Genomic DNA, 26,654 nt, shown 5'->3' on the forward strand with positions numbered 1-26,654 from the left:
GCGCCGGGGCGGCTGACACCGCGGCGACCGGACCAGCAGGACCTGGTCCAAGCCTCGGCAGAGGTTCACTGAACTCGGCATTCCGGCTGCCGCGCCAGGCGGCAGCCGGACAGCGGCCGCCGCCCTTCAGACTCCGCGCGCTGTTCATACACCGCGCGGCCGCACAACCATCCCAAGGCGCGACCTCCGCTGCCGGAGTACCGGCCCGGGTGCCGTGCCGTGCAAGAGGAGGAGCACAGCGATGACACGACCAGTTCCCGGCACGATCATCACGGTCGCCGGCAACGGCCAAAGCGGTTTTGAAGCGGACGGCGTTCCGGCTGCCAGTACCAAGATCGGGACTCCCTGGGGAGTGACGGTGGACGAGGCGGGAAACGTCTACGTCTGCGAGTACAGCACCAACCGCGTCCGCAGGGTGACCCCTGACGGGAAGATCACCACCATCGCCGGCACCGGCACCGAGGGCTACTCCGGTGACGGTGAGAGGGCCACCGCCGCCAAGCTCAGCGGCCCGCACGGCACGGCGATCGACAAGGCGGGGAACATCTACATCGCCGACCGCAAGAACGACCGGATCCGCAAGGTGGCACCCGATGGCACCATCACCACGGTCGTCGGCGCCGGCCCCAGGGGATACTCGGGCGACGGTGGACCCGCCTCTGCCGCCAAGCTCAACCTGCCCCAATCCGTGGCGTTGGACGACACGGGCAACCTCTACATCGCCGACGTGGGCAATCACCGAGTCCGTAAGGTGGCGCCCGAGGGGAAGATCACCACGGTGGCCGGTACCGGCACCGGCGGGTATTCCGGCGACGAGGGCCCTGCCTTCGCCGCCCAGCTCAACAATCCCACCGGGGTGACGGTCGGCAAGGACGGCAATCTCTACATCGCCGACTGCTCCAACCACCGTGTCCGCAAAGTGACGCCGGACGGGACGATCAGCACGGTCGCCGGCAACGGCACGAAGGGATACTCCGGTGACGGCGTTCCCGCCACCACCACGACCCTCAACGGTCCCTACTTCGTGGACATGGACGGGACGGGAAATCTCTACATCGCCGACCAGGACAACCACCGTGTCCGCAAGGTGGCACCCGACGGCATCATCACCACCATGGCCGGCGACGGCGTCTCGGGGGCCGCTGTCGACGGCGCCCCGGCGATGAACACCCACCTCTACACCCCCGTCGTGGCGGCGGTGGCTCCGTCCGGTGACCTGTACATCGGCGACGTGGGGAGCTACTACGTGTACAAGGTGGTCGGGGCATCGGCTGTGATGCCCCCGGCTCCGCCGGTCGCCGACCTGTACGGCAAGTACGTCCTGCCCGTGACCGCCCCCCGCGGCGAGGAGTTCGAGCTCGGCGCCCGTATCCACAACCGCGGCCCGGCCATCGCCAGCGGCGAGGACATCACCGTCGTCCTCACCCTGGCCGACGGCCTGGAGTGCGCCCATCACAGCAACGGCCGTCGCCTGACCCGTGCCTTCGCCGGCATCGACCTCGCCCCGCACAGCGCCTCACTGGACGGCGTGTTCCGCGTCCGCGCCACCGACGACGCGTCACCGGGGGTGTACGAGTCGACGCTGGAGATCCAGTACGGCGGCGACCTCAATCTGAAGGACAACACCGCCGTCCTGCCGGTCACCGTGGTCGTCCCCGAACCCGTCGACGGCGAGCATGCGCTGATCGTCTTCCAGGACAACCTTCCCAAGGCCGCGCCGGGCCAGAGCGCACGCTTTCACCTGCGCTTCCTCGCTCCCGTGGGCCAGCCGGTCAACCCCGGTGACATCGACCAGCGCCTGTCTGCGCCCACCGGGTTCGTCTTCACGGGCCGGCCCACCTACACCTACCCCAACACCGCGATGGGCGCTGTCACCGGCGAGCTGAAGCACGACATCCGCGACGACGGCCGCACTCTGGTCATCCGTCACAACCCGCACCTGAACACCTCCGGCACCGACACTGCGCCCCTTCTCTACGCCATCGACCTGCAGGCCGAGGACGATGCCGTTCCAGGTGTGGTCAGCGACGGCTCGGTCAGTATCGGCCGGCGGCCCCCCGTGCAGATTCGGGCCGAGGTCACCGGTACCCCAGCCGAGGTCAGCATCAGGATCGTCCAGACCCAGCTTCACAAGGCCAACGTCAGGCCTGGCCAGCGTGGGGTCTACCCCGTCTCCTTCAAGCTCACCAACACCGGAGACCACTCGACCGGTGCCCAGGATCTCGTCCTGACCGCGCCTGAGGGCCTGTGGTTCAGCCAGGACACCACGGGGATGTACCGGGGAGAGCACGACGACGAGATCGAGCTGACCGCCGAACGCTCGAACGGCAACCGCACCCTGACCGTCCGGGGCGCCGTCGCCCTCGACCTGAACCCCGGACAGTGGGCCGCCGTCTATCCGCAGATGGAGGTGGAGACCCACGCGCAGGCCGGCGCCGTCCGCGTCGACATCCAGATCGGCAACCCGCCCGTCGCCACCGGCCACGCCACCGTCACCGTCGACGTCTGACCCCATACCCACATCCCGTACGGGGCCACCCCGTTCATGAAGGTCACAAGCCCGCTCGGGTCCGAGCCCCGGCCCACAGCGCGCGCTCGTCGTGATCGCGTGCGGCTTTGTGAGGCGCCATCTCGCGAAGCCGCCCGCTCGCCCCCCACCCCCGTACAGAGCTGCCGTGTGCCGACGTGCATGCATCCTCAGAGGCGGCGCCGACGGAGCGACTGGAGCACGCGATCGTCGGTGCGAGACTTGGCGGGCAACACCTTCGGCTCCCCGCCCCGGGCGTCCTGTGAGGTCCCTGGACGGACGCTGTGCGGCGACCGGTTGCTCAGCGGATGCGGTGCTCGGCCCACAGCCGGGCGGCGTGGCAAAGGCCGTGCGCCCACTCTTCTTTCTCGGCGATCGCACTCCACTTCGCCGCGTTGGCCGCGGCGAAGACATCGAGGGAGTAGGCGGGGGCCTGCTGCCAGGCCGGCATGCGCGCAGCCCACGCCTCGGCGCTGGCGGGGGTGTGCAGATCGCTGGTGAGGAGCCAGATGACGGCCAGGGCTGCGTCGAGCCAGACCGCACCGCGCCCAGCCCAGGCCCAGTCCACCAACCACGACCGCTCCTGGGTGATGAGCACGTTTGCGGGATTCAGGTCCGTGTGCACCAGCGTGGCACCGGCGAAGCGCTCCAGGTCCGCGGGATCGTCCACGTGCTCGGCCCAGCGCCATTCGACAGGTTCGAGCGCGACAGCCGGAAGAGGCCGCACGGCGAGTTCGGTCAGGGTCTGCGCGAGCAGGAGCAGGTCGGGGGAGTCGGGGGCGTAGCAAGCCTGCCGGCCGGTGATGTACTCGAAGCCCAGCAGGCTCCACCCGCCGGCTTCCACCTGCCACAGCAATCGAGGCCCGATCGGCGCCACATGGACGCCCAGGTCGGTTTCCCACTGCTGCGCCCGGAATTGGGGGTGTGCGCGGGGGAGTCCTTTGACGAAGACCTCGCCCCGCGCGGTGCGCAGCCGCGCGGCCAGCGCATTGTTGTTCCCGCTCGGCATGGTCCGGGCGCCGAGGACCGGTCCGGTCCGGTCCAGGACCGCTTTCTGGACAGCGGTGGGAAGATCTTCCCAGCGGAGGCGTCGGCTTTCCAAAGACGGGCAGTCCCTTCGGACAGCGGGTGCGAGGCTGAGACTCCGCAAGGCGGAAGCGGGCCTCGAGATGCAAGGTACTCCGCACGGCCTGCCAGCATGATCGGCCTCGGTACCGGTAGGCCCCCATGTTCAGGTATCGCGTATCCGTGATCAAGCCAGGACGGGGCTCGAGCCAAGTGATCAGCGCGAGCACGATCGAGGCGGCCGAAGACAACGGCCAGGAGCCGGGCCAGACCGGGCATGCGCACAGAGCCGGGGCCACCGCCTGAGGTGAAGAACAGTCGTGTGGTGGTCGCCGGACGACGTTCGGTGCGCCTTTCGGCTCCGGCCCTGCATCCGCTTCCAACGGCTCACGACCAACTCCAGCGCGTCCCGTTTCAGACAGTGGGGGGGGGCAAGCCCGTGAACGCGGCGAACACCTGGACTTTCAGCGCGGCAGCGGTGTGTTCCCAGGAGTTGGCGGGCAACGTCCTCACCCCGTCCTGAAGACCCTGCCGCCACCGCTCCTTTCGGCCTGTGACCTATGCCACACGCGGTTCCTGTCAGGAATCGGGGGGCTGTCCCGCTCAAGTCGCCGGGAGCAATCCAACCGACAGGAGCGAGACATGAGGCACCGCATCGTCGTCCTCGGCGCCGGCTACGCCGGGTCTTACGTGGCGGGGACCCTGGCCCGCCGGTTGTCCCCGGCGGACACCGAGATCACCGTGGTCAACGCCGAACCGGACTTCGTCCAGCGGCTGCGGCTGCACCAGCTCGCGGCCGGCCGGGAGATCGAGGCTCCCCAGCTCGCCGACGTCTTCGCGGGCACGGGGGTCCGGCTGCGCCTGGCCCGTGTCACCGCCGTCGACCCCGAGCGCCAGGTCGTCGCCGTGGCCGACGCCGGCGGCGGGGGCGAGCTGGGCTACGACACGCTTGTCTACGCGCTCGGCAGCCATGGTGCCCACCACGGTGTCCCCGGCGCGGCCGAGCACGCTTTCGACGTCGCCAGCCGACCCTCGGCGATGCGCTTGCGTGAGCGCCTGGACAGCTTGGGCAGGCAGGCCGAAAGCGGGCGTGTGCTGGTCGTCGGCGACGGGTTGACCGGCATTGAGACCGCTACGGAGATCGCCGAAACGCGGCCCGGCCTGTCGGTGGCGCTGGTTGCCCGCGGCGAGCTGGGCGCCCCCCTCTCCGTCGGAGCCCGCAGCCACCTGCGTCAGGCCTGCCACCGGCTGGGCGTCACCGTGTTGGAGCACACCGTGGTCGAAGCCGTCGAGGCGACGCGGGTGCTGTGTGCCGACGGCACCGCCCTGGCGTCCGACGCAACCGTGTGGACGGCCGGGTTCGCGGTCAGCCGCATAGCCGCCGCCGGCGGGCTGACCGTCACCGAGAACGGCCGCATCGTCGTCGATCGCACCATGCGGTCCCTCTCGCACCCGAACGTCTACGCCGTCGGCGACAGCGCCCACGCCGTCGGCGACAACGGCCGCCCGCTGCCGATGTCCTGCGCTTCGGCCGGCTACACCGGCATGCAGGCCACGGCCGCGATCGTGGGACGTCTGACCGGCCGGAAGATCCCCAACACCAAGCTGGAGTACCTGGGCAACCACATCAGCCTCGGGCGGCGGGACGGGATCCTGCAGATGGTCGACGACGAAGGGCAGGCAAAGCCGAAGTACGTGGGCGGCCGGAAGGCCGCGCGGATCAAGGCAGCCATCCTCAAGTTGTCGCTGTGGACCACCTCACACCCGACCTTCGGCCTGCCCAAGCGCAAGCACCGCCTGGCCGCTGCGCCGCACGCGTCCGCCGACAAGGCGCCTCGCGTTGCCGCCTAGGGTGATCCGAGTGGACAACACCGCGCCCGATCGCTTCGACACCAGCCAGTTCGAGGCCAGCCGGAACCGGCTGGCCTCGTTGGCCTACCGGCTGCTGGGCTCCGCCGTCGACGCCGAGGACGCCGTGCAGGACGCGTTCCTGCACTGGCAAGCCGCCGACCGGCAGCGGATCAAAGTGCCGGAGGCGTGGCTGACCAAGGTCGTCACCAACCTCTGCCTGGACCGGCTCCGCTCGGCGCAGGCCCGCCGCGAACGCAGCGCGGGTGCCTGGCTGCCCGAACCGCTCCTCGACGGCGACCCGATGCTCGGGCCGGCCGACACCTTCGAGCAGCGCGAATCGGTCTCCCTCGCCGTATTGACGCTCATGGAGCGCCTGTCACCCGTCGAGCGGGCCGTCTACGTCCTGCGCGAAGCGTTCTCCCACAGTCACGCTGAGATCGCCGAGATCCTTGACCTCACCGAGGGCGCAAGCCAGCAACACCTCCACCGGGCCAGACGCCGCATCACCGGTGCGCGCCCCGGCGGCCGAGAAGAAGCCGATCCGGCATCCGCCCGCAGGATCGTCGAGGCGTTCCTCGCCGCCGCGTCCTCGGGCCGCACCGAACGGCTGGTCGCGCTGCTCACCGACGACGCCACCGCGATCTCCGATGGCGCCGGCCTGTCCGAGAAGCTGCTGCAGTTCGACACCGCGCAGCGCGTCGCCGCCGTCGCACGGGCCGGTTTCAGACCCACCCCCGCGAAACGGCGACTCGCCGGCGGCACGCCCGCCGTCCACTACGCGCTCGTCAACGGCGCCCCGGCCATTCTGTTCGTGATCGGCGACCAGGTCGTCGGAGCCGTGACGTTCGACATCGCAGGAGGCAAGATCGCGACGGTGCGGGGCATCGCCGCCCCCGCCCGCCTCGTCCGCCTCAGCGAAGACTGGCGGCAGCACGAACCGGACGCGCCGCTGATCACCCACTGGTGAGCCCTTCGACGATCTTCGCGGTCGGAGGCGCATCCGCATCCGCCCCGCGTCTCCAGGTGCCATGCCGAGTGCTCGAAGGTACGGAAGAGCTGGCTGAAATCCTCGGGACTGATCACCTTGCGCGCTCGCTGGAGTTCCTTGAGGCCGTGGGTGACAGGTCCTAGGGGACTGTGACTGCCCGGGCCACGGCGATCTCCTTGACACCGACTGCCTCGGAGGGGGTCAGGCCACTGTCCCGGCCGGTACGTCCATCCGGGCCTGCGGCTGTACGACCCGCCGGCGCCTGGAGGGCATGCCCACAGTCGGGTTGGCGACGCCCCAGGCTGCCCCTTTGCAGATCATTTCCTTGTAGAAGGCGGCCCCGCGGCCTGTCAGGGCGCGTTCGCGGGCTTGGTCGTCGGCGGTGACGAACTGGATCAGGCCCTCCTTGCGGCCGAGGGAGATGCACTGCTGGTAGTAACGGATCGAAATACGGGGAATCTTGGCGCCGGTGAGACGGGCGGCGATGGCGTCGGCGGCCTGCCAGGCCATGGGGACGCCCGAGGCGCAGGACATCCGCAGCGGCTTGCCGCCCGGGCCGATCGCGCTCGCTGCGTCGCCCACGGCGTACACGTCCTCGTGGGAGACCGAGCGCATGGTGGTGTCGACCAGGATCTGGCCCCGGTCGGTGAGGTCGAGCGTGGTGGCCTGGGCGAGGGGGTGGACAGCGAAGCCGGTGGCCCAGACCGTGATCTGGGAGGGGACTGTCCGGCCGTCGGCCGTCGTCACGGCGTCCGGTCCCACGGCGGTGACCACGGCGCGTTCGTGGACCGTGATGCCGAGTCGGTCCACCACCCTCCCCACGTGGGCTCGGCCCTTGTCCGAGAGCCAGTCGCCGAGGGTGCCGGAGGCGGCCAGGGCGACATCGAGGTCGGGGCGGGCCTCGGCGATCTCGGTAGCGGCCTCCAGGCCGGTCAGTCCGCCGCCGACCACGGCCACGGGCCGGCCGGCGCCCAGGTCGGCCAGGCGCTCGCGCAGGCGCAGGGCGCCGGTGCGGCTGGAGACCTCGTAGGCGTGTTCGGTGACTCCGGGGACGCCACCGTCGTCCCAGCCGCTGCCGAGGGCGTACACCAGGGTGTCGTAGTGCAGTTCCTCCGTTTCCGGGCCGTCAGCCGGGGTGACCATCACCGCCTTGTGGTCGACGTCCACCCCGGTGACCCTCGCGAGCTTCAGTTCCACGCCCGTGTTCGCGAACAGCTCGCTGAACGGCCGGGGCCTGAGGTCCTGGCCGACCGCGAGCTGGTGCAGCCGGACGCGCTCGACGAAGTCGGGCTCGGGGGTGACGAGGGTGATCGTGACGTCCTCGCGGTGCAGCCGCTTGGCGAGGCGGCCGGCGGTGACGGCTCCGGTGTAGCCGGCCCCGAGGACGATGATGCGGTGCTGCATGGGGATGCTCCTGTCTGCGAGGGTTCCACCGCTGTCTTGCGCGGTTTCGCACCTTGAACCAGACAGCCCGGCGTTTCCTGACAAGGCCAGGATGTGAAGCGCGTCACATGCGGTCAGAGGGTGTACAAGGCATCCCCGTGGTCCGCGGTAGCCCACTGGCCGGTCGCACGGACGAGTTTGTCGGGGTTGACCTGGCTGCGCAGAGCAACGATGCCCTGCGCAGTGACTTCCAGGCAGGTGATACCGACGACCCGGCCGTCCACCACCGCCACGATGGCCGGTTCGCCACAAGCCGTCGTGGCATAGATCTCGGGCGCGCCGCCGACATGAGCTCGCTTGGCAGGGCTGGGCTTGAACAGGCCGCGCACAAACTTGGCGACCGCGAGCGCGCCCTCGAACGCCTTCGCGCGGGCCGGGACCTTCCCGCCGCCGTCGCCGACCGAGACGGCGTCCTGAGTGAGCAGCCGCACGAGGGGTTCGGTCCGGCCGCTCGTCGCCGCGGCCAGGAATTCCTCGACGATCCTGCGCGCGGCGGCCTCGTCGATCTCGGTGCGCGCCTTGGCCCCGGTGACGTGCTTCTTGGCCCGGTGGTAAGTCTGCTGGCTGGCCGCCTCGGTGATGCCGAGGATCTCCGCGATCTCCCGGTGCGGGTAGTCGAACGCCTCGCGCAGCACGTACACCGCCCGCTCGTTGGGGGACAGGCGCTCCAGCAGGACCAGGACGGCAAAGGACACCGACTCCCGTTGCTCGGCGGTCTCGGCCGGGCCGAGCATCGGGTCCCCGGCGAGCAGCGGTTCGGGAAGCCACCGCCCCACATAGCTCTCTCGTCGTGCGCGTGCCGAAGCGAGCTGATTCAGGCACAGGTTGGTGAGCACCTTGGTCAGCCATGCCTCGGGCACCGCGATCCGCTCGACGTCGGCCGCCTGCCAGCGCAGGAACGTCTCCTGTACGGCGTCCTCAGCCTCGCTCGCCGAGCCGAGGAGCCGGTAGGCGATGGCCTCAAGGCGGGGCCTGACGGCCTGAAACCGGTCGACGTCACGCGTGATCAAGGCCATGCGCCGATCCTAGGGTGAGATGCCGAGTGCTGCATCGGGTCTGCAGTACCTGAAGGGATGGGATGAGATATGCGTGTGACCCATGGTCCGCAGGTGCTCGGCCTGCTGCACTGGCACGGTGAGCCCCCCTACGGGCTGACCGTGCTGGGCATCGCCCCGGACCGGCTGGCCGAGGCGGAGGAGAAGGCCGCGGCGGCCCTCGCCGACCTGGCCCTGCCCGCCTCGTGGGTGGACGCGGAACCGGCACTGCGGCGGCACCTCGTCGCCGCGTGTCGGCCGGTGCCGACGGCGGGCCTCTGGCACGTCACGGACGGCCGTCCGGCCCTCGACGAGGACCGCGCCCGGCACGACTGCCTGCGTGCCCTGACCGTCGAGTGGCCCGGCACCGAGCCTCTGCTGACCGAGGAGGCCGACCGGCTGCCGGGTCTGACCGCCCTGACCCGGCTGACCGCCCTGGTCTGCCGGATGCCGCCGGAGGTGTGGCTGGAAGCCGAGGAGGACCTCCTCGACTTCTACGACACCTACACGGTCGGCACCCTGTCCGACGCTCCGCCCTGAGCCACCCCTCACGCGACGGCGGTCAGTCGACGCCGTTCTTCCGCCCCGCCCAGTACGAGCCTGGGACGACGTGGGCGACGGCGTCAGGACCGCCTCACCGGAACCACAGCCCGAGTGTCCTTGAGCGGCGCCGGTCAGAGGACGGTGCCGTGCAGGGCGCGGCGGCCGCCGGAGACGGAGTAGCGGCGAGGCCGTGCTCGAGGTGCTCACCGATCGCCTCACAGAGCAGGGTGACGGCGTCGGCCGCATCGGCGTCGGAGAGGTAGACCGGCGCGACTCCGAGCATCAGCTCGCCGATCGTGTGGGTGCTGGCGGCGAGTTCGTCGACGACGCGGCGCAGCGCGGCGACGGTCGGGGCCGTCGACGGGGCGGCGGCCGGGGGCGGCGAGGTGGGGATCACGGACGGCCTGGCGGACCCCAGCGCGCACGGCGGCCTCATCCAGGGCCTGGTCCGCTGCGGCGAGCGCGGCAAGTCGGCGGGTGAACAGCTCCGCGACGTCGCCCACGTCGCAGTAGGCCTCCCAGCTGCCGTGCCCGGGCGGCACCCAGACGCGGGTGGTGTGCGCGTCGTGGACCCGAGCGGCAAGCACCGCCACGAAGTGCCGGACGTCGTCCATCGGAGTTTGATCACCGTAGGTCAGCGACTCAGCGCACCCGAAAGTGCGCTGAGTCGCCGACCTGCACTTATGTGCAGGTCCTCGTAAATGCGCGGGTCAGAGCCTGGCGCTCGTCGTGCAGGCTGCTCGTTTTGTGGAGGCGGTGGTCAGGATGGCTTGACCGCCGAGACCGGGGTGACGGTCACCTTGTTGTCGCACTCGGCCCAGACTCCGTCCTTCAGGGCGACTTGGTGCTTCCCGGAGTGCGGCAGCCCGATGACCATCGTGGGATACGTCACCGGGTCCTGTCCCGACACGCAGTAGCCGTCGGCCTCCCCTTGGACCTGGACGAAGGTCAGCTTCACCCACGCCTTGCCGTGCGGCCGGACCGTCACCGTGGCCGCCCTGCCGGTGGGGGTGACCTTGAGTGGGGTGTTGTGGGCGGGGGAGCCGTTGCCGGCGCCCGCGACCGTCGGATGGCCCTTCAGGACGCACGTCCTCCGGGAGACGTTGGTGAACTGCACGACCGCCGCCCCGGTGCCGGTTCCGACGGGCCGGTGGACGGCCTGCCAGGCGCTGACCTGGAGGGCGGGGGCCGGGCAGGCGGGCGGCGGGGTGGAGGTGGTGGTGCTCGCCGCCATGGCGGTGCCGGGCAGGATGCCGGTCACTGCCGCCGTGACGGCCGTAACCGCCGTCGTCGCCAGAGCCGCCCTGCGAATGCCGTTGCTGTGACGCATGCTGTCGTCCCCCTGATTCGTATCGTCCGCGGGTTTGGGTCGTGGGTTGTTGCCCCGCGGTACGCGTGGTCGTGGTGCGTGAGTGCAGATAGGGCGAGAGAGCGGCACGGTTCCATGCGGCGACTACTTGTGACGGAACAGTGACGGCAGGATCGAGCGGGAGGTGAAGGCCCGCACCCGAAAGAACCCCACCGGCAAGTACGGCCCGAACGCGGGACAACGCCCCCACAAGGCCCAGAAGTACACCGTCCGCACCACACTCGTGTTCTTCGCCCACGGCCTCAACAGCCGCTCATGGCCCTGACGCGACGGTGTTGAGGCCCCAGCCCGTCGCCTTGGGGCCTTCACCACGGCGCGCCCGGCCCGAACGGTTCGAAGAACATGACGTCCAGCGGATGCAGGTCCCGGCCGGTCAGACCGGGGAAGCCGGATTCGGCGGGGCCGCCGCGCAACCACGTGAGCAGGGTTGCCGTGAAGTCGCCTGACAGGGGCGGTCCTTGGTCGGAGTGGCGTGGGTTGACGGCTACGCGCCATGTCTCGGGCGGGCCGTCCGCGCACCAGCCGATCTGGTCCCCGTCGATCGTCGACGCGAACGGCAGGAAGCCGCCGGGCTCGGGCCACGCGGGCATCGGGTAGTACTGGGGATGGGCGGCGCGCAGTTGGCGGTATCCGTCAAGCATGCCCTCGACGGTGGCCGCGAGCCCCTGCTCCCGCGGCCGGTTCAGGGACAGCGGGGCGCTCATGTCCAGCCACCAGCTCCAGTTGCCCGCCCCGTACCGCTCCGCGAGCGCCACGAAGTCCGGCGGCAGCCGGGTGCCGAGCCGCTCGAAGACCTGCTGCCATGTGCCCTCGCCCAGGTACGGCTCCAGGGGCGGTGGAACCAGCGTCATGACGGCGTCGAGGCCCGAGCCCTCGGTGAGCGCCGCGTGCTGCCGCGCGTCCACGGCGGTGCCCGCAGGCGGTGGCGACCAGGGTGCGGCCCCGGCCAGCGGCGGCCAGACCCGTATCTGTGAGGACAGCGGGCCCAGCAGCCCGCCGGGCTCGCCCGGGTGCGGCACGCCGGTGCGCAGCAGCGTGAACAGGAGCTCCAGGAACGGGACTTCGTAGTCCACCCAGGGCTCGCTCACCCCGACTGCCACATTCGTCGTCATGAGCGTGACCGGCCACGCGTCGGGGTCGTCCGACGCGCCCGTGTTCCAGAAGAGGTGGTCGCCGCTCCTCGTCGTGGCGAAGGCGAGCAGGCCGCCCTCCTCGGGCAGGAAGGGGCGCCGACGCCTGGTGAACATGCCGGGCCGGATCGCCGAGTGCCGGTGCGTCTCGGCGATCCATGCCGCGTACTCGAAGCGGCCGTCGGTGCTGACGCACGGGGGGTGCAGCCGGATCGCCGCACCCGCGCCGCCTATCTCGGCCGCACCGTACGCCGACACGAGCGCCTTGTAGTCACCCGGCAGCGGGGTGCCGAGCCAGCCCTCGACCGCCGCCCAGTCGACGGCGGGCGCCGGGCCGGGCGGCGGTCCGACGAGACCTGTGAACGCGGTGATCCGCGCAGAGTGATCCATGGAGCCGAGGATGACATCCCCCACCGACATCGAGACTGGGACCTGGCACCGCTCGGGCGTCTGCCCCGCCCACTGACTGAGGCTTCGGCTGTCCTCGGGCTGCGTACGTCGGGCCCCGCAGGGACGGGCGGCCCCGGCCGCGCGAAGTGTGGGCTCAGCCAGTTCGTACCTCATCGCCTGATCGATCAGCTGGATGCGATGTCGGGTCGCACACCCGTGACCGATCCGATCGCCGGCGCCGCACCGTCCATGTCGTCCTGTAGGAAGTTGATGTACGACTGCGCCAGTACCGTCCTCAAGGAGTCGGGTCCGAGGGGATCCCCGGCCCGGCCGTCTGCCGGCCGCCTCCCATGTCCCGCTGGACGAAGTCTGCGGCCGACCGCATCATCGGGCATCTCGGTCCCCTGCTCGCGCTCCGGCCGCGCAAGCGGTTCCGCGAGGACGCCGTGCTCACCGTGGACGGCACCCTGGTGCCCACCCGCGATCGACGCCGACAGCCGTCTGGTCGTCGTGGTCGGCCCGCCGCTGCCCGGTGACCGCGCCGACTGCAACGCATGGGAGGAATCCGGGGTCAAGGCCGCCCTCGGCAGCACCATACGATCGCGGACGGCGACCGACCCGGCCATCTCCATTCGGAGATAAGTCAGGGACCACGCCGGGACGGTGATGCCGGCATCCTCGGATTTCGTGGGACACATCAAGCCGGCAGCAGCCCGGGAGGCTCAGGGCGAGACTCTCGTCTCCGATCGTCGATCCCCGTGACCGACCAGCTCCGCCACCGCACGCCGGTCCACCTTGCCGTTTCCGTTGAGCGGCAGCGCTGGGACCGGAACCACGCGGGCCGGGACCATGTAGGGCGGAAGCCGACGACGCAGCGCGTCGCGGGGCTCCTCCTCGACCCGGCCTGTGCAGGCTGCGGTGAGTTCGACACTGCCGTCCGGGGTGGGCAGGGCGAGGACCACCGCGTCCCGTACTCCGGGAAGGGAGCGCAACGCCTCCTCGACCTCGCTGAGTTCGACGCGGTAGCCGTGCACCTGGACCTGGTGGTCGAGGCGCCCGACATGGACCAGGAGGGTACCGGGGACGAGCGGTCCATCGGGCGGGGTGGGCCCGGTGAGCGGGGCCACCCGGTCGCCGGTGCGGTACCAGTGGGCGTCCGTCAGCTCGGTGGACGAGTCGTGCGCGGTGCCGTCGGCGGCGAGGAAGCGGCCCGCGTCGTCGGCCGGGTCCAGATAGCCGGGGAAGCGCTGCGGGCCCCGGACGCAGAGTTCGCCGTCGAGAAGGCGTCCTTCCAGGCCTGGGTGCAGAGAGCCGACGGGCACCGTGCCGTTGGCGGTTGAGGGCCAGTCGGCGGGGTCGGCCGGTAGCCGGTAGGTGGTGCACGTGACGGTCAGTTCGGTGGGGCCGTAGGCGTTCTCGACCGTACTGTGCGAGGCTGCCGCCGCCCATGCCCGGGCCTGACGCAGTGTCAGGGGCTCGCCGCAGAACACGGAGTGGCGCAGGGTGGGGAGGGAGCCGGGTTTGAGCGCACGCAGACGTTCGGCGAGCGAGATCACCGACGGTACGGAGTTCCAGTGGGTCAGGGCGCGGCCGGTGGCGAACCTCACCGGGCGCAGCAGGTCCCCACGGTTCGCCGCGACCAGCGTGGCGCCGGTTCCCCAGGCCGTGTACAGGTCGAGCACGGAGGGGTCGAAGGTCAGGTCGAAGGTCTGCGAGACGCGGTCGCCGGGACCGGTGTCGTGGTGCGGCACGGCGTGGGCCAAATAGGCGCAGATGTTGCGGTGCCGGACGGGCACGCCCTTGGGAGTACCGGTGGAGCCCGAGGTGAAGAGCAGATAGGCGACGTCGTCAGGGGCGGCGGTGCAGGCCGGCAGGGGAGGGGGCGGACTGGTCGTCAGGTCGGCAAGGGTGTCGCCGGTGACGGTCAGCAGGGGGGCGGGAAGCTGTTCGGCGTGGTCGCAGGTGCCGTCCGTGAGGATGGCGTCGAGGGTGGCGGCGGTGGCGACGACGGTGTTCCTGGCGACGGGGAAGGCGGGGCCGAGGGGGACGACGGTGGCTCCGAGACGCTGGACGGCGAGGTAACCGGCGTAGGCGACGGCGGTACGGCCGGTGAGCAGTCCCACCCTGCGCGGCGACTCGCCGCCGCACAGACGGAGAAGTCGCGCCGCCAGGTGCTCGGAAAGGTGCGCGAGTCCGGCGTATGACAGTCGGGTGTCACCGATCTCCAGGGCGGGCGCGCAGGGGTGCTCGGCGGCCGTGCGCGCGAACCAGTGGTGCAGGGTGGGAAGGTGCTCGTGTGTCACGTGCGGCTGTCGCCTTTCGCAAGTGGTGTGGAAGGGGGCACGTTCGCGGGTGGGCTGGGTGTGTGCGCCGCAGGGGTGCGCGCGACACCGTTCACTCCTCCCGGCAGGCCTCGAAGGCACAGCTCAGCGGCGTGTGGGAGTACTCACGCAGAGAGATCCAGCGATAGGGCCCCCAGCGTCCGCGGGAGGCGCCGGGCGCCACGTCGATGGCCCACGGCCGGCCCGCGAGACCGGATCCCGCGGCCTTGACGCACGCCTCCTGTGCGGTCCACACCCACGCCACCGTCTCGGCGGCCTCGGCGGGTGGCAGAACCAGGACCGCGGGGGCATGGGAGCGCAGCAGACGGTGGGCAAGACCGGCCCCGAGGGAGTCGGCGGGACGCTGGACGTCGACCCCGATGGCGCGGCCGGCGGCGAAGGCGCAGGCCAGTCGCCCCTCGCTGTGCGAGATGCTCACGCCCGCCCGGGGAAAACCCGCCAACCAGGGTTTTCCCCGCTCGTCGAGGACGACATCGGCTCCGGCCAGACGCGGGACAGTGGTGCCGAGGAGCTCGCGGAGCAGCCCTCGGCCGCGGAGGAAGCGGCCGGCCCGCCACCGCGGCAGACCTGCGGCGCGGCGAAGGTCGTCCCGGTGAGCGCTGGGCGGCACCTCCGCGGCGGCCCTGGTCAGCACCCACACGCCGTCTTCGACCTGGATCGCCGCGTTCACGAGGGCGTGCCGCGACCGGCCGGCCCCACCGGGAGTGGGCCGGGATGGGCCAGCTCCGCCAGGATCTGGTCGGCGCCTTCGGCGACGGTGTCCAGGACGACCTCGGTGGCGCCGCCGCCGATGCCGAAGAGGGCGGCCTGGGCGCGGATCTCCTGGATGCCGCCGTCGGCGAACCCTGCGGCGCCCCACAGCTGGGCGCACTCGCCCAGCACGTACGGAACGGTGGTGCCGGCCGCGGCCTTGAGCGTGGCCGCGGCCCGGGAATCGTGACGCAGGGCGACCCTGGGGCCGAACCGGTCGGCCAGGGCCCTGAGTTCCTGGACCCGCACGAGACAGGCGGCGAAGCGCTGACGGATGTGCGGGAGGTCCCACAAGGTCGCGTCGCCGTGGGCGCGGTCGGCGAGGCGGCTGCGCGTCGTGGCGAGGACGCGGCGGCAGAGGGCCACGCCCCACAGGGCGCCCGCCAGGCGTTCGACGGCGATGTGCCGGGCGAAGAGCGGCAGCCCCATGCCGACCCGGCCGACGAGATGGTCCCGGCCCAGCCGTACGGCGTCGAAGGTGACATGGCCGGCGCCGGAGGACGCGTAGAGGGCGGAGGGCGCGGGCCGGACCGTCACGCCGGGGGCGCCGGCGGGGACGAGGACCCAGGAGAAGCTGGTGAAGTGGCGGCCTGGCCGGTGCCGGGCGAGGACCAGGAAGGCCTCGGCCGTGGTCGTGTTGGCGATCCACTCCTTGCGGCCGGTGACGCGGACCGAGTCGTCGTCCAGGACGGCTTCGGTGCGCAGGGCGGTGAGGTCGGTGCCTGCGGTGGTGTCGGTGGAGGCGAGGGCAAGGGTGGCCCGCCCGGTCAGGGTTCGGCGCAAGGTCCGTTCGACGACCGGCCCGGTGCCGGTGGCCAGGACGGGCAGCGCGGTGGCGAGCTGGACGCTGGCCGAGAGGGTGGCCGGAATGGACCAGCGGGCGTCGGCGGCGGCGAGGAGGCCGGCCAGGCCATGGGGGTCCACACCGGCACGGACGTCGCCGCCCCGGTAGGCGCTGGTCAGCAGCCCGGCCGCGCCGAGGGCCGCCCAGACCTCGGCGCCGTCGGCGTTCGCGGGCAGCGCGTCGAGGTCGGGTGACGCGGCGGGAGGCGTCGGCGCCGAGTCGCCTCGTGTGCCGCTGTGCGGGCTCGGGTGGGCGCAGGCGCGGGTGGATCCGGGGGTATGGGATGGCCGTACGTCAGGCAAAGGTCACTCCGAGGTCGCGCAGCGCCAGTCGGCCGTCGGCCAGGTTCAACCGGTCGTTGTGGTAGTTCAGCGAGGCCGACCTGAGGTCCCGCAGGGCCAGTTCGAGGCGGGTGGGTGAGTCCTTGAGGTAGCCGTGGCGCAGTCCGACGGCCTCCACCAGGTCGTCGACGGCGGCCAGGCACTCCTCGGAGGCGGTGACCTTCAGGGAGTTGAGGAGGAGCTGGCGTGGGGGCCGGGAGAGGTCCCCGCCGCTCTCGACGTCCGCCAGGGCCCGGTGCAGAAGGGCGTGGACGGCGTCGAGCCGCCGGCGGGCGCGGGCGAGCCGGCTCAGCAGCAGCTCGGAGGAGAGGTCGAAGCGTCCCCGGCCCGCGGGGCTGCGGAGCAGGCGCAGAACGCGTGAGAGCGCGCCGGCCGCGGTGCCGAGCCAGGCCGCCGACCAGCCGAGGTGGGCGAGGGGGCCGAAGACCTGGAGGGCGATGTCGTGGAATCGGCCGTGGCCGCCGATCACGTGGTGGCCGGGAACGCTGCCCGTCAGGTGCAGCGGCACGCTGTGACTGGCCCGCATGCCCATCGGTTGCCAGTCACCCGAGCCCTCGATGGTGAGCTGGGCGCGGTCGGCGTAGACGAGGGAGACCTCGTGCGCGGTGGTGTCGCCGGGGGCGCCCATGGTGACGAGGAAGCCGTCGGCGTGGGCCCCGCCGGTGACGATCGGCGCGAACCGGTCGAGGGTCAGGACGTCGTCGTCCCGGTCCAGCTTGGCGTCGGCGCTCAGGAGGTGACCGCCTGTGCCGGTCTCGGTGGTGACCGAGGCGAGGTAGACCTCGCCGGCGGCGACGCGGGGGAGCAGGTCCTTGCGCAGACGGTCGTCGGCGTACCGGGTGAGGGCGGCGGTCTGCTGGCAGTGCATCGCGAAGATCATGGAGACGGACATGTCGGTGCGCCCCAGCACTTGCGCCGCCGCGACCAGGTCGCGGGGCGAACCGCCGAGGCCGCCCTCGTCGGCGGGGACGAGCAGACCGAGCAGGCCCGTGCGACGCAGGGCGTCCAGGGCCTCCACGGGGAAGGCGGCGTCCCGGTCCACGCGGGCCAGGTGTGCCTCGGTCACCTCGGAGACTTCCGAGAGCCGGGCGGTGAGGTCGGGTACGGCGGTCACGCGGACGCCTCCGCCGCCCGGTCCGGCAGTTGGCGCGAGACCGCCTGCCAGAGACTGCCGGCGGTGGCGAAGGTGGCGTCGTTCATCTCCTCGTCCGGCAGGGCGATGCCGAAGGTGTCCTCCAGCGAGAAGAGCAGCTCGATCGCCTGCATGGAGTCGACGCCGAGGCGGCGCAGGTCGGTGTCGGGTGTGATGGTGATCTCACCGGCACCGGCCAACTTGAGGAAGGGGCGCAGGAGTTCGGCGAAGCGGGGATCCATGGGGATCGGTTCCTTTCGGGAAGTCACGCCGGGCGGGCGATGCGGCACAGGTCGTCGACCCGACGCAGGTTTTCGGGGATCAGCTCGTCGGCGTCCAGTTCGCGGCCGAGTTCGCTCTCGACCCGTTCGACTATCTCGACGAGCCGGAAGGAGCTGAAGGAGGGCAGGGAGTCGAAGGCGGCGTCGGCCAGGAGAACCTCGGAGGGGACGTCGAGGACGCCGGCGGCGACGGCGGCCACGCGACGGCGCAGCTCGGGGTCGACGGCGTCGCCGTCCGTCGCGACGGGCGCGTCGGCGAACACCTCGTGGTCGGCTGCGAGGAGTTCACGCAGGCGCTCGACCGTGCCCGGCGGTTCGGCGCGGCTTCGGCCGACGCGGCGTGCGGCCAGGTAGGTCTGCTCGACGAGCTTGTCCCATGCCGCGAGGTGTGCCTGCTCGGCGTCGCTCTCCACCGTGTGGCCGGCGACCTGAGCGCGGCGGGCGGCGTGCAGCTTGCGGGCACGCGCCAGCAGCCAGGTCTCGGCGGAGAGCTGTTCCAGGGCACGGGCGCGGTCCGGCCAGGTCGCGTACGCCGTCAGGTAGGGCCCGGTTTCATAGGCCGCGACCGTAGGGGTGGCCGGGGCGGGCGGGACGGGGGCGAAGGTGATGGCCTCGGCGGAGTCGAGGCCGCGGAGAGCGGCGGGGTCGAGGACGTGGGTGCCGGGGGAGGCGGCGCCCCACCGTGTCTCGATGCGGTAGCCGTCGGTGATGTGCACGCCCTCCGGCCCCGTGACGAGCAGGAAGCTGTGCTCCATGTGGGCGTTGCCGTGGTAGGGCAGCCAGGGCAGGTGGAAGGCGTCGGCGACGACGTACAGGACACCGCCGTGCCGCGCCGACTCGTCCAGCAGGGCGGTTCCGGAGAGGTGGGCGCGCCGGACCGGGTCGAGGCCGGCCTGCGGCGCGGCGCTCTTCAGCCGGTCGTCCAGAGCCGGGTCGGCGGTGGGCAGCCCGTCGGGCAGGAGGCGTAGGGGCAGATCGAGGCGGGCGCCCAGGCGCAGATGGGTGCCGGTGCCGTGGAAGTGGTCGGCGAGCACGGCGAGGTTGACCTGTACGCAGTCGAGCAGGTCGGTGCGGACGCCGTCGAGCGGCAGCGGACCGGGGGCGGGGATAGCGGACATCGGGGTCGCGGTCCTCCTGGGTGCGGGGGCGGTGGCGTCGGTCAGATCCACGGGGGCAGGTCCGGCAGTTCGCCGGGGGCGGTCAGGGCGGCGCCGTCGGAGCGGCCGCTCAACCAGGCGAGGAGGTCGGACGGTTTCCCCGAGACGTCGGGTCCGCCGTCCCCGAACCGCGCGACCGGGGTGCCGTCGGCGTCGCGCAGGGTGAACGCCGGTAGGCCGTCGGCCTGGGCGTAGTAGCCGAGCACGTCGTCCAGGACGATGTCGCGGACGCCCGGCGGGATGTCGTCGATCTCGTGGCCGAGGTCCAGGTCGACCAGGTGGAGGGCGAGTTCGCGCAGTCGGATCACGAGGATGCGGCGCGGGGTGCACAGCTCGCCCGTGAACGGGCGGATCGTGGCGTCCCAGGTCCTCTCGGGCAGCGACTCGACCGTGGCCTGCCAGTGGGTGGCGCTGTCCCTCACCCGGGAGACGAGGGCGGCGGCGGGGAGGCGGCTGCCGCTCTCGATCTCGGCGTCCCGGGCCGCGCGGCTCGCGTACTGCGGGGTCTCGACGCCGGTCCGGGCCCAGGTCAGCAGACGTTCCAGGGCCGGGGCCTGGGCGGCGAGATGGCTCAGGACGTGACCGCGCGTCCAGCCGGGCAGGCGCGAGGGGGCGGCGGCGCCGGCGTCGGTGAGCCCGTCGACAGCGGCCAGCAACCGGTCGGCCGCGGCGGCGAGTGCGTGGAACGACGTGGCGTCGGGCGCGATCTCCTTCATCGTGCCTCCTCCGGGTGGGGGTGGGCGGAGGCCGGACGGCCGGTGAGACGGGCGAAACCGGCGGCTATCCGCGCCAGTTGGTCGGAGATGTGCGGCAGGCGGACGGGGTCGTTCGCGCAGAGCGCCTCCTCCTGCTCCTTCTCGTCGCCGTACAGGAGGCTGGTGGCGGCCTTGAAGCGCAAGGCGCCGGGATCGTCGCCCAGGAGATGGCCGCCCAGGACCACGACGCCGGACTCGTCCAGGAGTCTGTGGGCCAGCGAGGCGGAGTCGGTGACGCCCCGTGCCGTCAACTCGGCCCGCAGCGGCTCGAAGTCGGGGTAGACGTAGAAGGCGCCGGTCGGTGGGCGGCAGCGGGCGCCGGCGTCCACGGCGATGCGGTGCACGGCGCGGGCCACGGCGCCGTGCAGCCGCGCCGCGGCGCGCAGTCGCTCCACGATCTCCGGGGGCTCGGCGAAGGCGTATTCGGCGACCTGCTGCATGGGTCCCGCCAGCGTCGACCACAGCTCACTGGCGGCGGCGAGGACCCCGTCCCGCAGGCGCCGGCCCGTCGTCGCGGCGGGGAAGCGGGCCGCGCCGATCCGCCAGCCGCCCAGGCCGAGGTTCTTGGACAGGCCGGTGGTGACGACGGTGCGCTCGGGGGCGACCTCGGCGGGGCTGAGGAACCCGGTCGCGGAGGGGTCGTGGACGACGTCCCGGTAGATCTCGTCGGAGACGATCACCAGGTCCTCGGCCCGTGCGAGGTCGCACACCGCACGCACGAGGGAGGCGGGGGCCAGGGTGCCGGTGGGGTTGTCCGGCAAGGTGACGACGAGCAGCCGCGGGTCGCGGCCGGCGGCGCGGGCGCGGGTGATCGCGGTGCGCAGTGCGGCGGGGTCGGGCACGCCGCCGCACTCGTCGGGCACGGGCACGCCGATCGTCCGCTTGCCCGCGTAGGTGGCCTGCGGGGCGTAAGTGTTCCAGGCGGGCCGGGGGAGCAGCACATCGCCGGGCACGGCGAGTTGCAGTGCCATCAGCAGGGGCTTGCTGCCGGGAGCGACGACGATCTGGCCGGGGTCCGTGGGCAGGCCGCGCCGGGCGAAGTACCCGGCGACCGCCGCCCGGACGCCCGCGCCGCCGGCGACCGGACCGTACGCGGCGCGGGCCGCACCCTTGGCCAGCTGTTCGGCGAGCTGCGGCAGCAGGGGCAGGCGTGCCTCCCCGAACGCCAGATGCACCAGCGTCTCGCCGGCGGCCCGCCGCTCGGCGACGAGTTGGTTCAGGGCGAGGTTCGCGGAGGGGGGCGGTGGCGCGGCGGTGGTCATGCCGGACTCCTTTCGGCGAGCGTGCCGCCGCGGACGGCGGCGGCGATGTCGGCCGGGGTCGCAGGATCCAGTTCCAGCTCGTCCAGCCAGGCGGCCTCGGACGAGAAGCGGGCCCTGAAGGGGCGACCGACCAGTGCGGGGTCGCGGGCCTGGAGCATCCGCAGCCGGAAGAAGGAGCCCTGGGGGGTGTCCTCGACGCCGTCGACGACGACCTTGCCGGGCGTGGCCGACATGACCGGGCCGCGCACGGTGCGGGCCAGCCCGGGAAGGGTTCGGTAGGCGGTCCGGAAGATGTCCGCCGCGCGGGCCAGCGGCACCTTGAAGTACTCGTGCGGTCCGGTGTCCCGCTCCACGAACAGGTAGTACGGCACCGCGCCGGCCGCCAGCTCGGCCCGCCACAGCGCGGCCCACACCTCCGCGTCGTCGTTGACGTGGGCGGTCAAGGGGGCCTGGCAGTAGACGACGGCACCGGTGGCACGGATGCGGGCCAGGGCCCGCCGGGCCAGGGAGGTCTCCAGTTCGCGAGGATGGCTGAAGTGGGCCATCACCGCGAGCTGTTTGCCGGCGGCCACCACCTCCTCGAACAGGCGCAGCACGTCGTCGGCGTCGGTGTCCGTGGTGAAGCGCTGTGGCCAGTACGCCACCGACTTGGTGCCGATCCGGATGGTGTCGACCGACTCCACGGCCAGGAGCGGCGTCAGGTGGCGGCGCAGCCGCTCGGTGGTCATCACCATGGGGTCGCCGCCGGTGACCAGGACGTCGCTGACCTCGGGGTGTGCGCCGAGGTAGGCGAGCAGGCCGCCGGGGTCCGGGACGGCGAAGCGCAGGTCGGCGTCGCCGATGAACTGGGCCCAGCGGAAGCAGTAGGTGCAGTACGCGTGGCAGGTCTGCCCCTGGGCGGGGAAGTACAGGACCGTCTCGCCGTACTTGTGCTGCAGACCGGGCACTTCGACGCCGTTCAGGTGCGGCACGTTGTACCGCTGCTGGCCCGACGGGTGGGGGTTGAGGCCGGCGCGGATGTCCGCGATCGCCTCGCGCAGCAGGAGCTTGTCACCGGGGTCGGCGGACAGTTTGCCCAGGAGTTCCTCGTCGGCGAGGGGGAGCATGCCGCGCTGGGGGAAGGTGAGCTGGAACATCGGGTCGTCGGGTACGCGGTCCCAGTCGATGAGTTCGTTCAGGACGTATTCGTTGACCCGGAACGGCAGGACGAGGGAGATGCGGCGTACGGTCTCGCGGATCTCCCCGGGCAGGTGGTGACGGGCGGCGATGTCGTCGAGCTGGCGCGGCCCGTAGGCACGGAACCGCTCGGGGGCCGTCGGGCCGGCCGCCATCAGCGACCCCCTCCCGCCGAGGCCTTCTTGCGGTACAGCTCGTCGCCGAGGACCAGGAAGTCGAGGTCCATGGAGCGGAACGCGGCCAGCGCGTCGGCGGCGGTGTCGACGACCGGTTCGCCCTTGTCGTTGAAGGAGGTGTTGAGCAGCACCGGGGGCGCTCCCTGGGCGGCGAGGGAGTCCAAAACCGCGCCGACGGCCGGGGCCTCGTCGCCGAGCAGGACCTGGGGGCGGGTGGTGCCGTCGACATGGACGACGCCGGGAGCGACCTGACGACCCAGGTCGGTGACGCGTGCGGCGCCGAGCATGTAGCGGCTGAGGTGTTCCTGCTGCTCCCACAACAGGGCCCCGTACTCGGCCCGGGTCACCCCGGCGAAGGGCCGCCACTGCTCTCGGTTCTTCACCGCGTTGACCCGGGTGTTGACGTCCGCGGTGTCGGGCACGGCGACGATGGAGCGTCGGCACAGGGCTCGGGGCCCGACCTCGGCACGGCCTTGGGCGACCGCGCCGATCCGCCCCGCCAGGAGCAGGCCGGTCAGCTCGTCGGTGTCGAGCGCGCTACGCACCAGGTCACCGGTGTCGTCCAGGGGCAGACCGCCGGTGAGGACGTCGACGCCCAGGTAAGGGGTGAGCGGTTCGGTGCGGGGGCCGGGCGGGCGCACGCTCCAGGCGGCACCCAGGGCCACGCCGGCGTCGTGCGGGACCGGGGGCACGTAGAGGGGGCCCGGCAGGGTGCCGTTGGTGGAGCAGTTGAGGGCGACACCGCCGCTCAGGCACAGGTCCTCGACGCCGGCGGCCTTGCGGGCCTGGGAGGCGAGGTGGGTGACCGTCTCCTCCACCAGGCGCTGTGCGGTGTAGGCGACCAGCACCGCGCGGGGGTCGTCGGCGAGGCGCTCCTCGGGCGCGCCGGGTCCGTCGGCGCCGGCGATCCGGCTGTAGAGGCCCCGCCAGCGGGCGACGACCTTCTCGTACTGTTCCTTGATCTCCTCGGAGTCGGCTCGTCCCGCCCGTTCGGGCAGGGGGTCCAGGACCAGCCGGAAGTCGTCGCCGTCGAAGGAGACGAGGGGCTCGGGAGTGAGGCCGCCGGCGCGTCCGTAGGCGGCCAGGCCCATGGTCTTGCCGGCGTTGAGGAAGGAGAAGCCGAGCCACGTGGAGGCGGCGTCGTACGCGTACCCCAGGGAGGCGGTCCGCTGCCAGCTGCGTTCCAGCCGCGGTGCGCGGCCGTCCTCGTACGTCCAGATGCTGGAGGACTCGTTCTCCCCGTGTCCGTCGACGACCAGGACCCCGGCCTTCTTGAACGGGGAGGCGTAGAACGAGGAGGCGGCGTGCGCCTGGTGGTGGCCGATCCGCACCACCTCGGGGAGCCGGTCGCCGAAGTCCAGGCCGACGGCGTAGGCGAGGAACGAGGCGTCGTCGGCGAACCGGCCGGGATACAGCTGCTCGTCGTCCCAGCCGACGGCGACCACGTCGATGTCGGCGGCGGTGATGCCCGCCTGCTCCAGGCAGAAGCGGGCGGCGCCGCGCGGCTTGCGGTACAGGGAGTGACGGCGGCGGTTGCGCCGCTCCTCCTCGCAGAAGGCGACGACTCGGCCCTCGCCGTCGACGAGACAGGCGGCGGTGTCGTGGTGACCGGCCGGCGGCGCGTTGACGCCCAGGATCCACATACGGCGTTCTCTTTCTTCGGAGGCGGGGTGAGGGTCAGGAGCCGAACCGCTGGAGGGCGTAGCGCACCTCGTGCCGGGCCCGCTCCAGCGCCGCGGCACAGTCCTCGGGGGTGTCGCCGACCGCGATCAGGGCGGCGAGGCGGGGCACTATGCCGTGCGGCGGCAACCGCAGGACGGTGCCGGGCCCGGCGACGGCGCCGCGCACGTCCAGGGAGCGGACGACGGCGTCGTACCCGGGGTAGAGGAAGCGGACCTCGGCGCAGCGGTCACGGCTCGGGGTGAGGGCCGGGGCCCGGCCCAGTGCCAGGGCGGCCGCCGCGGCGACCTGGTCGACACCGGTGGCCAGTTGTCCGAGCAGGGGGATGAAGTCGCCGCCCAGACGGCCGTTGACCTCGACGACGCGGGGCCCGGCCGGGGTCAGACGCAACTCGGTGTGGGTGACCCCGGTGCGCAGTGCCAGGGCGGTGTGCGCGGCGGTGACGACCGTCTCCACGTCCAGGGCCCACGGCTCATGGCGCCAGGGAGCGACGAGGTGCCCCACCTCCTCGAACGACGGGGCGAAACCGAGGCGTTTGCGGGCCACGTTGACGACGCGGACGACGCCCTGTTCGACGACACAGTCCACGCTGATCTCGGGGCCGGTGAGGTACTCCTCCACGATGGCCCCGGCGAGCGGGTCGATGCCGGGGAACGACGAGGTGCAGGCGCGCTCCCAGGCGCGCTCCACCTCTTCCGGGGTGTCGGCCAGGGTGACGCCCACCGATCCGGCCAGGGACCGGGGCTTGACGACGACGGGCAGGCCGAGTTCCTCGGCGGCCAGGCGGGCCGTGGCGCGGTCGTGGGTGTGGCGGAAGCGAGCGGAGGGCACACCGGCGGCGGTCAGGATGCGGCGGGTGGTGAGCTTGTCACGGCACGCGCGTACCGCGCGGGGGGTGAGGTGCGGCAGGTCCAGGCGCCGGGCCACCTCGGCGGTCGTCTCCAGCAAGGTCTCGTCCCAGGTGAGGACGGCGCCCGGGCCGGGACGGCCGGTCAGGAGACCGGCGACGGCGGCGGTGGTGGCGTCGGCGTCCGATGTGTCGGCGGCGAGGAACCGGTCGCCGATGTGGGCGCGTTGCCAGTCGGGTTCGTGTGGTTGGACCAGTGCCGTCTCCGTCGTCGCGGCCAGCGCCTGGAGGGCGTACGCGCGGTAGGGCGGATTGCCGCAACCGACCAGGACGAGCCGGGGCGGCGCCGCGGCGTCCACCGGCTCGCACACAAGGACCGTCTGTCGCGCGGTGCGCAGCACGGCGGCCTCGACCTCCGCGGAGTCGGCGCCGGAGAAGCGGAAACGGACACCGGCGTGCTCGTAGCCGCTCCGGTCCATCGACCGGCCCACCTCCGGGGCCCGGTGGGCGTAGGCACCGGAGTCCGGCACGTCGACCGAGGTGACCCGGCAGGGCTGGGGCACCGACGGCGGCACCAGCAGCCAGCCAGCCACCCGGCCGCCCGTGGGCAGCGCGGCCGGGGTGGGGTCGGGTGTGCCGGTCTGGTGGGCGAAGGCGGCGGCCATCAGATCGACCCCGTGCACCTCGCGCCAGACGAACGGCACCTCGGCGCCGCCGGGCCGGGCCCCCAGTTCCAGGACGGTGAGCTCGCCGGTGTCGCCGAGGAACAGTTCCAGGTGGAAGACGGTGGCGTGCGGCAGGAGAGCGGCGACGGCCTCCTGGGTCAGGGCGCCGACGCGCTGGAGGAGGGCGGCGTCGTCCAGTTCGACCGAGCCGAGGGCGTGGCCGGTGGTGAAGTCGAGGCAGGTGTTCAGGTAGCGCGAGGCCCGCCAGACACCCAGCCGCTGTCCGGTGTAGACGCCGTCCACGTGCAGGATCTCGTCCGGCAGCCAGGGCTGGACGATCATGTCGATGCCGGCGGGGAAGGCGTAGGCGGCGAGTTGGTCCGGCGTGTCGATCCTGGTGACGTGCGAACTCGCCGTGCCGCGCCGGGGTTTGACCAGGACCGGCCAGCCGTGAACCGCGGCGAAGGCGTGCACGGCGGCGTGGTGGGGCGCCTCGGCGGTGGGCGGCGCCGCCACCCCGGCGCGGGTCAGCCGCCGCGCCATCAGGAGTTTGTCGCGGACCGGCCGCAGCTCCTCGACTCCCGGGCCGGGCAGGGCGAATTCGTCGCGCAGGGTGGCGGCAAGGTCCAGGTCGGTCTCCTGGAGCGCCACGATCCGCGTCGGCTCGCCGATGTGCTCGATCAGGGAGCCCACCGCTTCGCGTACCGCCTTCTCGTCCTCCGTGCTGTCCACCAGCCTTACGGCGGCCGCCAGTTCGGTCGGGAGGTGGTCTGTGGCGAGTTCGGTGGTGACGTAGCTGACGCGGTGTTCGGTGTGGTCGAGGTATGCGGCGTAGTCGGCGTACCGGTCGGTCCAGCGGTGGATGACGATGACGTGGTCGGACACGGGATCTCCTTGGCGCGGGCG

21 protein-coding genes and 1 pseudogene are annotated in these 26,654 nt (G+C 72.2%); 5 read left to right on the forward strand and 17 right to left on the reverse strand.

Annotated elements, in window-relative coordinates; all coding sequences use genetic code 11:
- The first annotated feature begins 241 nt into the window (after positions 1–241).
- Positions 242–2,509: an NHL repeat-containing protein gene (locus B446_RS34345; RefSeq protein WP_078614593.1), complete on the forward strand. Its 2,268-nt coding sequence runs from the start codon at positions 242–244 to the stop codon at positions 2,507–2,509.
- A gap of 319 nt (positions 2,510–2,828) precedes the next feature.
- Here B446_RS34345 and B446_RS34350 read toward each other — a convergent pair whose 3' ends face one another.
- The gene (locus tag B446_RS34350) at positions 2,829–3,629 is read right to left on the reverse strand and encodes a hypothetical protein (protein ID WP_043474453.1); all 801 of its coding nucleotides are present in this window, start codon (positions 3,627–3,629) and stop codon (positions 2,829–2,831) included.
- Positions 3,630–4,234: 605 nt separating this feature from the next.
- Between B446_RS34350 and B446_RS34355 the strand changes: the two genes are divergently transcribed.
- Together B446_RS34355 and B446_RS34360 are read left to right on the forward strand one after the other, a co-directional pair.
- Complete coding sequence (locus B446_RS34355) at positions 4,235–5,443, forward strand: NAD(P)/FAD-dependent oxidoreductase (protein ID WP_020937530.1); 1,209 nt, start codon at positions 4,235–4,237, stop codon at positions 5,441–5,443.
- A 10-nt stretch (positions 5,444–5,453) separates the two neighbouring features.
- Entirely contained in the window at positions 5,454–6,410 is a 957-nt protein-coding gene (locus tag B446_RS34360; protein WP_020943811.1) for a sigma-70 family RNA polymerase sigma factor, read from the forward strand.
- A 222-nt stretch (positions 6,411–6,632) separates the two neighbouring features.
- Here B446_RS34360 and B446_RS34365 read toward each other — a convergent pair whose 3' ends face one another.
- Positions 6,633–7,835, reverse strand: a complete 1,203-nt coding sequence (locus B446_RS34365; RefSeq protein WP_020937528.1) for an NAD(P)/FAD-dependent oxidoreductase — start codon at positions 7,833–7,835, stop codon at positions 6,633–6,635.
- A gap of 113 nt (positions 7,836–7,948) precedes the next feature.
- Entirely contained in the window at positions 7,949–8,890 is a 942-nt protein-coding gene (gene sigJ, locus B446_RS34370) for an RNA polymerase sigma factor SigJ (RefSeq protein ID WP_020937527.1), read from the reverse strand.
- Positions 8,891–8,959: 69 nt separating this feature from the next.
- On the opposite strand from sigJ, the gene B446_RS34375 reads away from it, so the two are divergent.
- Complete coding sequence (locus tag B446_RS34375) at positions 8,960–9,448, forward strand: hypothetical protein (RefSeq protein WP_043474450.1); 489 nt, start codon at positions 8,960–8,962, stop codon at positions 9,446–9,448.
- Positions 9,449–9,542: 94 nt separating this feature from the next.
- On the opposite strand, the gene B446_RS34380 is transcribed toward B446_RS34375, so the two are convergent.
- The 3 genes from B446_RS34380 to B446_RS34390 form a co-directional block, all read right to left on the reverse strand.
- On the reverse strand, positions 9,543–9,848 hold the full coding sequence (locus B446_RS34380) for a hypothetical protein (protein ID WP_020943812.1): 306 nt from the start codon (positions 9,846–9,848) through the stop codon (positions 9,543–9,545).
- A 363-nt stretch (positions 9,849–10,211) separates the two neighbouring features.
- Entirely contained in the window at positions 10,212–10,781 is a 570-nt protein-coding gene (locus B446_RS34385) for a DUF4232 domain-containing protein (protein ID WP_043474447.1), read from the reverse strand.
- 344 nt (positions 10,782–11,125) lie between these two features.
- Entirely contained in the window at positions 11,126–12,340 is a 1,215-nt protein-coding gene (locus B446_RS34390; protein ID WP_237751102.1) for an SMI1/KNR4 family protein, read from the reverse strand.
- Positions 12,341–12,687: 347 nt separating this feature from the next.
- Between B446_RS34390 and B446_RS37690 the strand changes: the two are divergent.
- Positions 12,688–12,963: pseudogene (locus B446_RS37690) on the forward strand (IS5/IS1182 family transposase); the annotation flags it as partial.
- 99 nt (positions 12,964–13,062) lie between these two features.
- Here B446_RS37690 and B446_RS34400 read toward each other — a convergent pair.
- From B446_RS34400 to B446_RS36520, 11 genes are all read right to left on the reverse strand, one after another.
- The gene (locus tag B446_RS34400; protein ID WP_020937521.1) at positions 13,063–14,643 is read right to left on the reverse strand and encodes an AMP-binding protein; all 1,581 of its coding nucleotides are present in this window, start codon (positions 14,641–14,643) and stop codon (positions 13,063–13,065) included.
- A gap of 91 nt (positions 14,644–14,734) precedes the next feature.
- Entirely contained in the window at positions 14,735–15,100 is a 366-nt protein-coding gene (locus B446_RS34405; protein WP_202807756.1) for a 4'-phosphopantetheinyl transferase family protein, read from the reverse strand.
- A 248-nt stretch (positions 15,101–15,348) separates the two neighbouring features.
- Complete coding sequence (locus tag B446_RS34410) at positions 15,349–16,578, reverse strand: acyl-CoA dehydrogenase family protein (protein WP_020937519.1); 1,230 nt, start codon at positions 16,576–16,578, stop codon at positions 15,349–15,351.
- Positions 16,571–17,731 (reverse strand): acyl-CoA dehydrogenase family protein, encoded by a 1,161-nt coding sequence (locus B446_RS34415; protein ID WP_020937518.1) that lies wholly within the window; start codon positions 17,729–17,731, stop codon positions 16,571–16,573. Before B446_RS34415 ends, B446_RS34410 begins: the two co-directional genes overlap by 8 nt.
- Positions 17,728–17,991: an acyl carrier protein gene (locus B446_RS34420; RefSeq protein ID WP_020937517.1), complete on the reverse strand. Its 264-nt coding sequence runs from the start codon at positions 17,989–17,991 to the stop codon at positions 17,728–17,730. Before B446_RS34420 ends, B446_RS34415 begins: the two co-directional genes overlap by 4 nt.
- A gap of 23 nt (positions 17,992–18,014) precedes the next feature.
- Entirely contained in the window at positions 18,015–19,148 is a 1,134-nt protein-coding gene (locus tag B446_RS34425) for an acyl carrier protein (protein WP_020937516.1), read from the reverse strand.
- 41 nt (positions 19,149–19,189) lie between these two features.
- On the reverse strand, positions 19,190–19,903 hold the full coding sequence (locus B446_RS34430; protein WP_020937515.1) for a maleylpyruvate isomerase family mycothiol-dependent enzyme: 714 nt from the start codon (positions 19,901–19,903) through the stop codon (positions 19,190–19,192).
- A complete protein-coding gene (locus tag B446_RS34435; protein WP_020937514.1) occupies positions 19,900–21,204 on the reverse strand; it encodes a pyridoxal phosphate-dependent aminotransferase in 1,305 nt (434 codons plus the stop codon). Before B446_RS34435 ends, B446_RS34430 begins: the two co-directional genes overlap by 4 nt.
- On the reverse strand, positions 21,201–22,535 hold the full coding sequence (locus B446_RS34440) for a KamA family radical SAM protein (protein WP_020937513.1): 1,335 nt from the start codon (positions 22,533–22,535) through the stop codon (positions 21,201–21,203). The genes B446_RS34435 and B446_RS34440 overlap by 4 nt, the downstream gene beginning before the upstream one ends.
- Positions 22,535–24,199: a carbamoyltransferase C-terminal domain-containing protein gene (locus tag B446_RS34445; RefSeq protein WP_020937512.1), complete on the reverse strand. Its 1,665-nt coding sequence runs from the start codon at positions 24,197–24,199 to the stop codon at positions 22,535–22,537. The genes B446_RS34440 and B446_RS34445 overlap by 1 nt, the downstream gene beginning before the upstream one ends.
- 34 nt (positions 24,200–24,233) lie before the next feature.
- The gene (locus tag B446_RS36520; RefSeq protein WP_020937511.1) at positions 24,234–26,633 is read right to left on the reverse strand and encodes an ATP-grasp domain-containing protein; all 2,400 of its coding nucleotides are present in this window, start codon (positions 26,631–26,633) and stop codon (positions 24,234–24,236) included.
- Positions 26,634–26,654: the final 21 nt, after the last annotated feature.

The sequence above is a fragment of the Streptomyces collinus Tu 365 genome, from assembly GCF_000444875.1.
In the GTDB taxonomy this organism is placed as follows: Bacteria; Actinomycetota; Actinomycetes; order Streptomycetales; family Streptomycetaceae; genus Streptomyces; species Streptomyces collinus_A.

What these genes read in the sequence shown, in the direction of transcription:
- B446_RS34425 (WP_020937516.1), bottom strand. Translation starts at nt 19,148, where the DNA reads ATGTCCGCTATCCCCGCCCCCGGTCCGCTGCCGCTCGACGGCGTCCGC.
- B446_RS34355 (WP_020937530.1), top strand. Translation starts at nt 4,235, where the DNA reads ATGAGGCACCGCATCGTCGTCCTCGGCGCCGGCTACGCCGGGTCTTAC.
- B446_RS34445 (WP_020937512.1), bottom strand. Translation starts at nt 24,199, where the DNA reads ATGTGGATCCTGGGCGTCAACGCGCCGCCGGCCGGTCACCACGACACC.
- B446_RS34375 (WP_043474450.1), top strand. Translation starts at nt 8,960, where the DNA reads ATGCGTGTGACCCATGGTCCGCAGGTGCTCGGCCTGCTGCACTGGCAC.
- B446_RS34420 (WP_020937517.1), bottom strand. Translation starts at nt 17,991, where the DNA reads ATGGATCCCCGCTTCGCCGAACTCCTGCGCCCCTTCCTCAAGTTGGCC.
- B446_RS34385 (WP_043474447.1), bottom strand. Translation starts at nt 10,781, where the DNA reads ATGCGTCACAGCAACGGCATTCGCAGGGCGGCTCTGGCGACGACGGCG.
- B446_RS34365 (WP_020937528.1), bottom strand. Translation starts at nt 7,835, where the DNA reads ATGCAGCACCGCATCATCGTCCTCGGGGCCGGCTACACCGGAGCCGTC.
- B446_RS34345 (WP_078614593.1), top strand. Translation starts at nt 242, where the DNA reads ATGACACGACCAGTTCCCGGCACGATCATCACGGTCGCCGGCAACGGC.
- B446_RS34435 (WP_020937514.1), bottom strand. Translation starts at nt 21,204, where the DNA reads ATGACCACCGCCGCGCCACCGCCCCCCTCCGCGAACCTCGCCCTGAAC.
- B446_RS34390 (WP_237751102.1), bottom strand. Translation starts at nt 12,340, where the DNA reads ATGGATCACTCTGCGCGGATCACCGCGTTCACAGGTCTCGTCGGACCG.
- B446_RS34430 (WP_020937515.1), bottom strand. Translation starts at nt 19,903, where the DNA reads ATGAAGGAGATCGCGCCCGACGCCACGTCGTTCCACGCACTCGCCGCC.
- sigJ (WP_020937527.1), bottom strand. Translation starts at nt 8,890, where the DNA reads ATGGCCTTGATCACGCGTGACGTCGACCGGTTTCAGGCCGTCAGGCCC.
- B446_RS34440 (WP_020937513.1), bottom strand. Translation starts at nt 22,535, where the DNA reads ATGGCGGCCGGCCCGACGGCCCCCGAGCGGTTCCGTGCCTACGGGCCG.